Genomic DNA, 10746 nt, shown 5'->3' with positions numbered 1-10746 from the left:
CCTGAAGGGCAAAGAGGTGGTCTTCGAGGTCAAGGTGAAGGACGTGAAGGGTCCGGTCGATGCGCCGGCCGACGACGCTTTCGCCGAGCGCCTGGGCATCGAGAATCTGGAAAAGCTGCGCGAGCTCTTGAAGGGCAATCTCGAGAAGGAATACGCCGGCGCCAGCCGCTTCAAGCTGAAGCGCGCGCTGCTGGACCAGCTGGACACCAAGCACGACTTCCCGCTGCCGCCGAAGATGGTCGAGGCTGAGTTCGCCGCCATCTGGCAGCAGGTCCAGCAGGACAAGGAAGCCGGCGAGCTGCCGCCGGAAGACGCCAAGAAGCCCGAGGAGAAGCTGCGCGAAGAGTACCGCAAGATCGCCGAGCGCCGGGTGCGCCTGGGCCTGGTGTTGGCAGAGATCGGCCGCGCCAACAATGTCCAGATCACCGAGCAGGAGCTGGGCGAGGCCATGCGCACCGAGGCCATGAAGTATGGCCCCCAGGCGCAGCAGGTGTTCGACCTCTTCCGCCAGAACGCCAATGCCCAGGCGCAGCTGCGCGCCCCCCTCTTCGAAGACAAGGTGGTCGACCTGATCGTCGAGAAGGCCAAGGTGAAGGACACCAAGGTCTCCAAGGAAGAGCTGATGAAGGACGACGAGCTGCCGGAAGGGTACGGCGACGACGAGGCTCCCAAGCCCGCAAAGAAGGCCACGGCCAAGAAGAAGGCTGACTGAGGCCCGCCTCTCACACCGCTCATCCCCGCGTCGGCGGGGATCCAAGCTGACTTGAATATCGAAAAGGCGCCTCGGACTTAGGTCTGGGGCGCCCCTTACAGCCCGCGCAGGTGCTGCAGCAGTTCTGTGTTCTCCACCCGGGCCCGGCGTTCGTTGATTTCCTGGAACAGGCTGGAGGCGATGATCTCGTCGTCATGCGGATGCGGCGGAAGGTTGAGGGACTCCGGCGCAGGGACGACGTCGTGAGGCGTGGTCATTCGGCTTCTCCCAGACCCTGCCGACCGCAGGGCGCTCCCGGCGTTAAGTTACCATTAAGCAATGACGTGGCTTGCGAGAAAAGCTGGGCGCGCGCTCACGTTCGCTTGAGGCGCGAGCGACCACGGGTCCGGGCATGATTTTCGCCGCTTTGGCCCGTGTCGTGCGTGAAATCACCGATCAACGATCAGGAATGGGCTTGGCTTGACCGGCGAACGGGGCCTAACCTGACAGAAGAACGCCGCGTTGTGACGGCCAAAGCCCCTCCCAAGCCTCGCGTCTGACGCCCTTGGGTCCGACTTGCCGCCGCGAGAGTAGAGCGTCGCGGGAAGGGACTTGAGGTTTTGCAACGTACCAGCGCGTGGACTCCCGACTACTTCCACAAAGTCGTCGATTGCCAGTTTGCCTGTCCCGCCCACACCCCGGTGCCGGAGTACATCCGCCTGATCGCCGACGGGCGCTACTCCGACGCCTACATGGTCAATTGGCAGTCCAATGTGTTTCCCGGGATCCTGGGCCGCACGTGCGACCGCCCCTGTGAACCCGCCTGCCGGCGAGGACGCGTCGAGGAGGAGCCGGTTGCTATCTGCCGGCTGAAGAGGGTCGCGGCCGACAACAAGGACGACGTCTCCGCCCGCATGCCCGCGCCGGCGGCGAAGACCAACGGCAAGCGGGTGGCCATGGTGGGGGCCGGACCCGCCTCGCTGACGGTGGCCCGCGACCTGGCGCCCCTCGGCTACGAGATCACCATTTTCGACGGCGACGCCAAGGCGGGCGGCATGATCCGCAGCCAGATTCCGCGTTTCCGCCTGCCGGAAGAAGTGATCGACGAGGAGGTGGGCTACATCACCGGCCTTGGCATGAACCTGAGGCTCGGCGAGCGGATCGACAGCCTGAAGGCGCTTTTGACCGAAGGCTACGATGCGGTCTTCATCGGGTCCGGCGCCCCGCGCGGCCGCGACCTGGACATCCCCGGACGCGAGGAAGCCCGCGCCAACATTCACATCGGCATCGACTGGCTGTCGAGCGTCTCGTTCGGCCATATCGCGAAGATCGGCAAGCGCGTGATCGTGCTGGGCGGCGGCAACACCGCCATGGACTGCTGCCGCACCTCGCGCCGGCTTGGCGGCGAGGACGTCAAGGTGATCGTCCGCTCCGGCTACGAGGAGATGAAGGCCAGCCCCTGGGAGAAGGAAGACGCCGTCCACGAGGACATCCCGATCATCAACTTCCGGGTGCCCAAGGCCTTCACGCACGAAGGCGGCAAACTCACCGGCGTCACCTTCGAGGTGGTCGAGGCGCAGTACGACGACAAGGGCCGCCGCCGGCTGGTGGCCTCCGGAGCGCCGGACGAGCACTACGAATGCGACGCCGTGCTGGTGGCGGTCGGTCAGGAGAACGCCTTCCCCTGGATCGAGCGCGACCTGGGCCTGGAGTTCGACGAGTGGGATGTGCCGAACGTCGACCCGATCACCATGCGCGGCGGAATCCCCAACGTCTTCTTCGGCGGCGATGCGGCCTTTGGGCCGAAGAACATCATCTGGGCCGTCGCCCACGGCCACGACGCGGCGATCTCGATCGACAGGTTCTGCAAGGGCGAGGACGTGGCCGACCGGCCGCCGCCGGAGTTTTCGCTGATCAGCCAGAAGATGGGCATCCACGAGTGGAGCTACGACAACGACATCGCCAATGACCGCCGTTACCGCGTGCCACTGCGCGAGAAGGCCGTGGCGCTGAAGAACGTGAAGATGGAGGTCGAGCTCGGGTTCGATCGGGAGACCGGCTACAAGGAAGCCGAGCGCTGCCTGAACTGCGACGTGCAGACCGTCTTCGCCGACAATCTCTGTATCGAGTGCGACGCCTGCGAGGACATCTGTCCGGTCGACTGCATCACCTTCACCAAGGAGACCGATGAGGCGGACCTGCGCACGCGGCTCAAGGCCCCGGCGCTGAACCTCACCCAGGACCTCTATGTCTCCGGCGCGCTCAAGACCGGCCGGGTGATGGTCAAGGACGAGGACGTCTGCCTGCACTGCGGGCTCTGCGCCGAACGCTGTCCGACCGGGGCCTGGGACATGCAGCGGTTCACCCTTGAAATGACGCACGCGGGGGCGGCATGCCAATCTCGGTGAAAGCGGGCTCGGTGAAAGCGGGCTCGGTGAAGGCGGCCCCGGTGACCGTCAACGACTTCGTGGTGAAATTCGCCAATGTGAACGGGTCCGGATCGGCCAGCGCCAACGGCATGTTCGCCAAGTCGATCCTGCGGATGGGCGTGCCGGTGGCGGCGCGCAACATCTTCCCGTCCAACATCCAAGGTCTGCCCACCTGGTTCGAGGTGCGGATCACCGAGGCCGGGCATCTGGGCCGCCGCGGCGGCGTCGACCTGATGGTCGCCATGAACCCGCAGACCTGGGACAAGGACCTGGCCGAGATCGAGGCGGGTGGCTTCCTGTTCTACGATTCCACCAAACCCCTGCCGCCGGGCAAGTTCCGCGACGACATCACCGTGCTGGGCGTGCCGCTGACGGCGATGTGCAACGACCGCTACCAGCTGCCGCGCGAACGGCAGTTGTTCAAGAACATCGTCTATGTGGGCGCGCTCGCCGCCCTGCTGGGCATCGACCCGGCGGTGATCGAGCAACTGCTGGCCGAGCAGTTCGCCGGTCGCCAGAAGCTGATCGACGCCAACGTCGAGGCCCTGCACATGGGCGCGACCTACGTCGGCGAGCGCCTGGAGCCGATCCGCCTGCAGGTCCGCAAGGCCGACAAGGTGGGCGAGCGCATCTACGTCGAGGGCAACGCCGCCTCGGCGCTCGGCGCGGTCTATGGCGGGGCCACGGTCTGCGCCTGGTATCCGATCACGCCGTCGACGTCGCTGGCCGAGGCTTTCACCGGCTATTGCGAAGACCTGCGCACGGATCCGGACGGCAAGGCGCGCTACGCCATCGTCCAGGCCGAGGACGAGATCGCCTCCATCGGCATCGTGGTGGGCGCCGGTTGGAACGGCGCACGGGCCTTCACCTGCACATCAGGGCCGGGCATCTCGCTGATGACCGAGTTCATCGGCCTTTCCTACTTCGCCGAGATCCCGGCGGTCATCTTCGACGTGCAGCGCGGCGGGCCCTCCACCGGCATGCCAACCCGCACCCAGCAGGCCGACCTGATCGGCGCCGCCTACGCCAGCCACGGCGACACCAAGCACCCCATGCTGCTGCCCTGCGATCCGGGCGAGTGCTTCGAGATGGGGGCCCTGGCCTTCGACCTCTCGGATCGGCTTCAGACCACGATCTTCGTCATGCTCGACCTCGACATCGGCATGAACGAGTGGCTGTGCAGACCCTTCGCCTGGGATGACGCCAAGAGCCTCGACCGCGGCAAGGTGATGACCGCCGAGATGCTGGAGGCGGGCGTCGATTTCGGCCGCTACAAGGACGTGGACGGTGATGGCATCCCGTACCGCACCTATCCGGGCGTGCACCCCTCCAAGGGCGCCTATTTCACCCGCGGCACCTCGCGCAATCCCTACGCCCGCTATTCGGAAGAGGGCGCGGTCTACGTCGACAACATGCAACGCCTGCTGCGCAAGTTCGAAAGCGCCAAGGCGCTGATCCCGGCGCCGGTGGCGCGGCCCGCCAAGCGCAAGACGACCGATGGGGTGATCTACTTCGGCTCCACGACGCCCTCGATGCACGAAGCCCTGGAGGCGCTGGAAGGGCAGGGCCGCCATCTGGACGCCTTGCGGGTCCGCGGCTTCCCGTTCAGCGACGACGTCTATGATTTCGTCGCCGCGCACGAACGGGTCTTCGTGGTCGAGCAGAATCGCGACGGTCAACTCAGGACCCTGCTGATGAACGAGGGCGAGATCGACCCGGCCAAGCTCGTTCCGGTGCTGCACTACGACGGCACGCCGATCACCGCGCGGTTCATCGCCGGCGAGATCGGGCAATTGCTGGCCCTCGGCCAGATCGAGGCGGCGGAATGACCTACATCCTGAAGCCCCAGCTGCATCATCCCAAGCTGGCGACCAACAACCTGGGCTTCACCCGCCGAGACTATGAGGGCTCGGTCTCCACCCTGTGCGCCGGCTGCGGCCACGACTCGATCTCCTCGGCGATCATCCAGGCGGTGTTCGAGCTGGAGCTGCCGCCACACCGCATCGCCAAGCTGTCGGGTATCGGCTGTTCGTCGAAGACCCCGGACTACTTCCTGGGCGCGAGCCATGGGTTCAACACCGTCCACGGGCGCATGCCGTCGGTGCTGACAGGTGCAAATCTTGCCAACAAGGATTTGATCTACCTCGGGGTTTCCGGTGACGGGGACTCGGCGTCGATCGGCCTCGGCCAGTTCGCCCACGCCGTGCGGCGCGGCGTCAACATGCTCTACATCGTGGAAAACAACGGGGTCTATGGCCTGACCAAGGGCCAGTTCTCCGCCACCTCCGACAAAGGCTCGAAGTCAAAGAAGGGCGTGGTCAACCACGACGCCGGCATCGACCTGGTGGGCGTGGCCCTGCAGCTGGGCGCCACTTTCGTCGGCCGCTCGTTCAGCGGCGACAAGGATCAGCTCGTGCCGCTGATCAAGGCGGGCCTGGCGCACAAGGGCGCGGCGTTCATCGACGTGATCAGCCCGTGCGTGCAGTTCAACAATCACGTCGGCTCGACCAAGAGCTTCGACTATGTGCGCGAGCACAACGAGGCGGTGAACCGGCTGGACGTGATCCCGCCGCGTGCGCCGATCCACGTGGACTACGCGCCGGGCGAGACAGTGATGGTCACCCAGCACGACGGCTCAATCCTGTCCCTGCACAAGCTGGCCGAGCTCTACGATCCCAGCGACCGGGCCCAGGCGCTGGGCTTCCTGCAGTCGAAGCAAGCCAAGGGCGAGATCGTCACGGGCCTGCTCTATGTCGACCCGCAGGCCGGCGACCTGCACGAGGCGCTGGATACGGTGGATACGCCGCTGAACGCGCTGGCCGGCGATGCTCTGACGCCCGGCTCGACAGCGCTGGCGAAGATCAACGCCGGGCTGCGCTGAACGCTATTGCGGGACCGCTTCGGTCGGGACCTTGGGCGGGATGATCCCGGTTCCGTCCAGGCTGGCGCCATCGAACCGGGTCGGCAGCATCCGTCCGCCCGGCAGCTCCAGAGCAGCGAGGTCGGCGCCCACCATGTTGGCGTGGGCAAGCTTGGCCCCTACGAAGGACGCGCCGCGCAGGTCGGCGCCGCGGAAATTGGCGTGCCGCAGGTCCGCGCCATCGAAGACCGCGCCCTGCAGCTGACTGCGGGAGAAATCCACGGAGACCCCGATCGCATTGGGCGCTGCGAGGCCGCCGAGGAGCCGGTCGCGGAACGCTCCGGCCACAACCCGCAAGTCGAGGTCGTCGAGGTGACCGCGTTCGCCGCGCGCCCCACCGGTCTCGACCCACTGCTGGGCCGCGTCGAGGATGGCCTTGATGTCGCCGGCGGCGCCGAACGCCGCCGGGGTCGCGTCCATGACGCAGCCTTCCAGGTTTTCCAGCGGCAGGTTCAGGCTGGCGATATCCACGCCGGTAAGGATCGCGCCGCGCAGCGACGCGCCGTCCAGCCGCGCGCCATGCAGGTCCGCGCCGGCCAGGTTGGCGTCGGTGAAATTGGCGTTGCGCAGGTTGGCGTTGCGCAGCTTCGCCCCGCGCAGGGAGCAGTTGGTGAAGTCCACGCCCTGGGCCACCAGATCGTCCATTCGCGCCCTATCGAGGGTCGAGCCCTGAATGCGCGCCCATTCGCTGATCGAGCCCACGCCGCGCGGGCCGTCGGTGGACACCAACATGGCGGCGCGCAGGTCGGCTTCCTCAAGGATCGCGCCTGCGAGCTGCGCCCCGCCCAGGGTCACGCCCCGCAGGTCCGCCCAGCGCAGGTTGGCCCGCCGAAAGTCGCAGCGGATCAGAGTGGCGCAATAGAAGACCGCCCGCGTCAGGTCCGAGCCCGCGAAGGTGCTGCCGCAGAGGTCCGAGCCGGTGAAGTCGATGTCCATCAGCCGGCGGTGATCGCAGCGCATCTGCTGGGCGACCACGTAGCGCGGCGCCTCGCGCCCCACGCCCATGCGAAGCGTTATGAACCGCTCATGGCCGCGGATCATCGAGGCGAACTCCGTCGCATCGATTTGGCGCGGGCGCGGGGTCAAGGGGGCGCGGACGACCATGGACATGGCGCTGTTGTGCCCTAGCTTGACTAATCCAAGGTCAAAGCCTGCGACAAAACGTGAGAATTCTCGGTCCTCGGCTTATCTGCCAGGCCCCTGGCAAGGGACGCCATCCGCGCCGGGCTGCGATAGGCTTTCAGCAGGCGGCGGCGTCGATTCGAGGGGGCAAATGCGACCGATAGCAATCCTGGGGGCGTGCGCTCTGATCTCGCTGGCCGGCCCGGCGTTCGCCGCGCATCGGGCCGCCACCGACGTGCGGCAGGTCCTGCCCGATACGCTGACGCCGTCGCACTACGATCTGAAGCTCACCCCTGACGCCGAACACCTGACCTTCAGGGGCGTGGTGACGGTTGCCGGCGTCGCAGCGAAGGCCGGCCGCACGGTGGTGCTCAACGCCAAGGGGCTCACCCTCGACGGTGTGGACCTGGATGGGCGCAAAGCGGCCTCTATCCGCCTGGACGACAAACTCGGCCGCGCGACCCTGACCTTCGCCGAACCCTATGCCGCAGGCCGCCACAGCCTGCAGGTCGCCTACCACGGGCCGATCACCTCGAAGGGCACGCTGGGGTTCTTCGCCATGGATTACGACAGTCCGGCGGGCAAACGGCGCACCCTCGCCACGAACTTCGAGCCGGCTGAAGCCCGCCGGCTGCTGCCCTGCTGGGATGAGCCTGGCAAGAAGGCGACCTTCACGGTGACGGTTGACGCGCCGGCGGACCGGATGGCGGTCTCCAACATGCCGGTGGCGGAGACGACCCCGCTGGCGGGCGGCTTGCAGCGCGTGCGCTTCGCCGAGACGCCGAAGATGTCGACCTATCTGCTGTTCCTGGGGGTCGGCGACTTCGAGCGGGTCCACCAGACGGTCGATGGCGTCGAGGTGGGCGTTGTGTTCAAGCGGGGCGACGAGCGCAAGGCGGCCTATGGCCTGAGCCAGGCGGTGGCCTTGCTGCACTACTACAACGGCTATTTCGGCGTGCGATTCCCCTTGCCCAAGCTCGACCTGGTCGCTGCGCCCGGCGAGATCGCCGGCGGCTCGATGGAGAACTGGGGGGCGATCTTCTACTCGCAGGATCATTTGCTGTTCGATCCGGCGTCATCGACGGAGCGCGAACGCCAGCAGGTGTTCCTCGTGGTCAGCCACGAGATGGCCCACCAGTGGTTCGGCGACCTGGTGACCATGGCCTGGTGGGACAACCTCTGGCTCAACGAGGGCTTCGCGCGTTGGATGCAGACCCATGCGGCCGACGCCCTGCACCCGGAATGGAAGACCGGACTGCAGGCGGCCGCCATCTTCGAGGGTGGGAAACACGCCGACGCTCAGGTGACGACGCACCCGGTGCTGCAGCCGATCGGCAGCGCCGAGCAGGCGGCCGAAGCCTTCGACCAGATCACCTACGACAAGGGCGCGGCGGTGATCACCATGCTGGAAGCCTATGTCGGGGCCGACGCCTTCCGCGACGGGGTGCGCCGCTACATGAAGGCGCACGCCTTCGGCAATACCGTTGACAACGATCTCTGGAGCCAGGTGCAGGCGGCGGCCGGGAAACCGGTGCGGGATATCGAGCACGACTTCACCCGCCAGGCAGGCGTGCCGCTGGTGCGGGTGACGGCGGAAAAGGCGGGCGTGCGCCTGACGGAAGGCCGGTTCGCGGAGGATCCGGACAGTCTGAAGGGCGTGGCCGCCACCCATTGGCGGATTCCTCTGGCCGTTGCGGGCGCGGGAAAGCCGCCGACGACCTTGATTCTGACGGACGCCGCCGCGGTCCCGGGCCAGGCGCCGCTGGTGAACGCCGGCGGCATGGCCTACGCCCGGGTGGCCTATCCCAGCGCGCAGGCCCAGGCCTTGGCGCAGCGCCTCGGGTCCCTTTCGGCGATGGACCAGATCAACCTGATGAACGACGCCTCGGCGCTCGGTGGATCCGGCTACGCGCCGGCCAGCGTGGTTCTGGACTTCATGGCCAGGCTGCCCGCCGACGCCGATCCGGTGGTTTGGACGCGGGCCGTGTTCCTGCTGCATGTGATCGACGACGGCTATCGGGGTCTGCCAGGACAGGCTGCGTTCCATCGTGAGGCCCTGCGGTTGATTGCGCCCCTTGCGAAACGGCTGGGGACCGCGCCGACGCCGGGCGAAGCGTCCAACGTGACCACCTTGCGCGCCACCGTCTGGGGGGGCCAGGCGCGGTTCGGCGACGGCGAGGCGCTCGCCCGCGCGAAGTCCATCTTCAGCTCCGGACAAGGCTCGATCGCCGAGCAGCGGGCGGCCCTGGGCATCGTCGCCGAGGCGGCCGATGCGACGACGTTCGACGCGCTCCTGGTCCGCGCCCATGACACCAAGGACCCGCAGGAGAAGGGCCGCATCCTGCGCGCCATGGCGGCGGCCGCCGATCCTGACCTCTCGTCGCGGATCGTCGGGATCGCGCTCGGTTCCGAGGCGCCCGCCGGCTCGGCGCCGCAGTTGCTGTCGATCGCCGGGGACAACAATCCAGACGCGGTCTGGGAGGCGCTTCGATCGCATCTCGGCAAGGATGGCCTGCCGATGGACGAGCAGACCGCCTGGGAGGTGGTCTCCGATATCGCGGCGGGGTCGGCGGATCCGAAGCGCATCGCCGACATCCGCGCCTATGGCGAGGCGGTGATCCCCGCGGATGCGCGGCGGCCGGTGGAGTCCGCCGTGGGTTCGATCAAGCTGAACCAGCGGATCAGGGCCAAGGCGATCCCCGACATCGATCGCTGGCTTGCCGCCCATGGCGCGGGTTGACGCTGGACGGCGGCGTCCGTCGGACCGGCGGTCGGATTAAGCCTTCGCCAGTTCGCCGACGACGAAGGCGTCTTCGCCGTCGCGGACCAGGCCCTCAAGCACCTCGGGCAGCTCGTGCGGGTCGACGATCAGCATCAGGCCGACGCCACAGTTGAAAGTGCGGCGCAGCTCGAGGTCCGAAACGCCGCCAACCTCCTGCAGCCAGCCGAACACCGGCGGCGGGACCCAGGCGTTCCAGTCGAAGCGGGCGACCAGGCCATCGGCGATAGCGCGCGGCGGGTTTTCGATCAGGCCGCCGCCGGTGATGTGCGCCAGGCCCTCAATGCGGCCGGCCTTCAGGTGCGGCAGGACGGTCTTCACATAGATCCTGGTGGGGGCGAGCAGGGCTTGGGCCAAGGTCTTGCCGTCCTCGAAGGGTGCGGCCGCGTCCCAGGCCAGGCCGGACCGCTCGACGATGCGACGGACCAGGGAGTAGCCGTTCGAGTGCGGGCCGCTCGATCCGAGTCCCACCAGGATGTCGCCTGGCTTCTGGCGGTCCAGGCGGGGCAGCACCTTGTCGCGGTCAACGGCCCCGACACAAAAGCCGGCCATATCGTAGTCGCCCTCGGCGTACATGCCCGGCATCTCGGCGGTCTCGCCGCCCACCAGGGCGCAATTGGCCTGGCGGCAACCCTCGGCGATGCCGGCGACCACGGCCGCGGCGGCGTCCACGTCGAGCTTGCCGGTGGCGTAATAGTCGAGGAACATCAGGGGCTCGGCGCCCTGGGCCAGCAGGTCGTTGACGCACATGCCCACGAGATCGATGCCCACCGTGTCGTGGATGCCGGTCTCGATCGCCACCTTC

General features: G+C 67.4%; 7 protein-coding genes and 1 pseudogene. 5 read left to right on the top strand and 3 right to left on the bottom strand.

The window, feature by feature from the left end:
• Positions 1–712, top strand: a pseudogene (locus tag E8A12_RS20835) (trigger factor); the annotation flags it as partial.
• Positions 713–807: 95 nt separating this feature from the next.
• Here the strand turns inward: E8A12_RS20835 and E8A12_RS20830 are convergent.
• The gene (locus E8A12_RS20830) at positions 808–969 is read right to left on the bottom strand and encodes a hypothetical protein (protein ID WP_293372445.1); all 162 of its coding nucleotides are present in this window, start codon (positions 967–969) and stop codon (positions 808–810) included.
• Positions 970–1311: 342 nt separating this feature from the next.
• On the opposite strand from E8A12_RS20830, the gene E8A12_RS20825 reads away from it, so the two are divergent.
• From E8A12_RS20825 to E8A12_RS20815, 3 genes are read left to right on the top strand one after another with little or no spacing between them, the layout of a single operon-like run.
• Positions 1312–3099, top strand: coding sequence for an FAD-dependent oxidoreductase (locus tag E8A12_RS20825; RefSeq protein WP_293372443.1), 1788 nt, complete (start codon positions 1312–1314; stop codon positions 3097–3099).
• Positions 3084–4949, top strand: coding sequence for a 2-oxoacid:acceptor oxidoreductase subunit alpha (locus tag E8A12_RS20820; protein WP_293372441.1), 1866 nt, complete (start codon positions 3084–3086; stop codon positions 4947–4949). The genes E8A12_RS20825 and E8A12_RS20820 overlap by 16 nt, the downstream gene beginning before the upstream one ends.
• Complete coding sequence (locus tag E8A12_RS20815) at positions 4946–6001, top strand: 2-oxoacid:ferredoxin oxidoreductase subunit beta (RefSeq protein ID WP_293372439.1); 1056 nt, start codon at positions 4946–4948, stop codon at positions 5999–6001. Before E8A12_RS20820 ends, E8A12_RS20815 begins: the two co-directional genes overlap by 4 nt.
• Before the next feature lie 3 nt (positions 6002–6004).
• On the opposite strand, the gene E8A12_RS20810 is transcribed toward E8A12_RS20815, so the two are convergent.
• Positions 6005–7081 carry a pentapeptide repeat-containing protein gene (locus tag E8A12_RS20810; RefSeq protein ID WP_293372437.1) on the bottom strand — a complete coding sequence of 359 codons (1077 nt, stop codon included), beginning with the start codon at positions 7079–7081 and terminating at the stop codon, positions 6005–6007.
• A 232-nt stretch (positions 7082–7313) separates the two neighbouring features.
• Here E8A12_RS20810 and E8A12_RS20805 point away from each other — a divergent pair, with 232 nt between their 5' ends.
• On the top strand, positions 7314–9902 hold the full coding sequence (locus tag E8A12_RS20805) for a M1 family metallopeptidase (RefSeq protein WP_293372435.1): 2589 nt from the start codon (positions 7314–7316) through the stop codon (positions 9900–9902).
• Between the two features lie 36 nt (positions 9903–9938).
• Here E8A12_RS20805 and purM read toward each other — a convergent pair.
• Positions 9939–10746 (bottom strand): phosphoribosylformylglycinamidine cyclo-ligase (gene purM, locus E8A12_RS20800; protein ID WP_293372433.1); only part of this gene is annotated, 808 nt, incomplete at its 5' end.

The organism is Phenylobacterium sp., assembly GCF_004799395.1.
In the GTDB taxonomy this organism is placed as follows: Bacteria; Pseudomonadota; Alphaproteobacteria; order Caulobacterales; family Caulobacteraceae; genus Phenylobacterium.
The sequence above is the reverse complement of the archived record's forward strand: the minus strand, read 5'-3'. Positions and strand labels throughout refer to the sequence as shown.

Bases quoted from the DNA above. Each gene is read 5' to 3' on its own strand.
- E8A12_RS20820 (WP_293372441.1), top strand. From the start codon at position 3,084: ATGCCAATCTCGGTGAAAGCGGGCTCGGTGAAAGCGGGCTCGGTGAAG.
- E8A12_RS20810 (WP_293372437.1), bottom strand. From the start codon at position 7,081: ATGATCCGCGGCCATGAGCGGTTCATAACGCTTCGCATGGGCGTGGGG.
- E8A12_RS20830 (WP_293372445.1), bottom strand. From the start codon at position 969: ATGACCACGCCTCACGACGTCGTCCCTGCGCCGGAGTCCCTCAACCTT.
- E8A12_RS20805 (WP_293372435.1), top strand. From the start codon at position 7,314: ATGCGACCGATAGCAATCCTGGGGGCGTGCGCTCTGATCTCGCTGGCC.
- E8A12_RS20815 (WP_293372439.1), top strand. From the start codon at position 4,946: ATGACCTACATCCTGAAGCCCCAGCTGCATCATCCCAAGCTGGCGACC.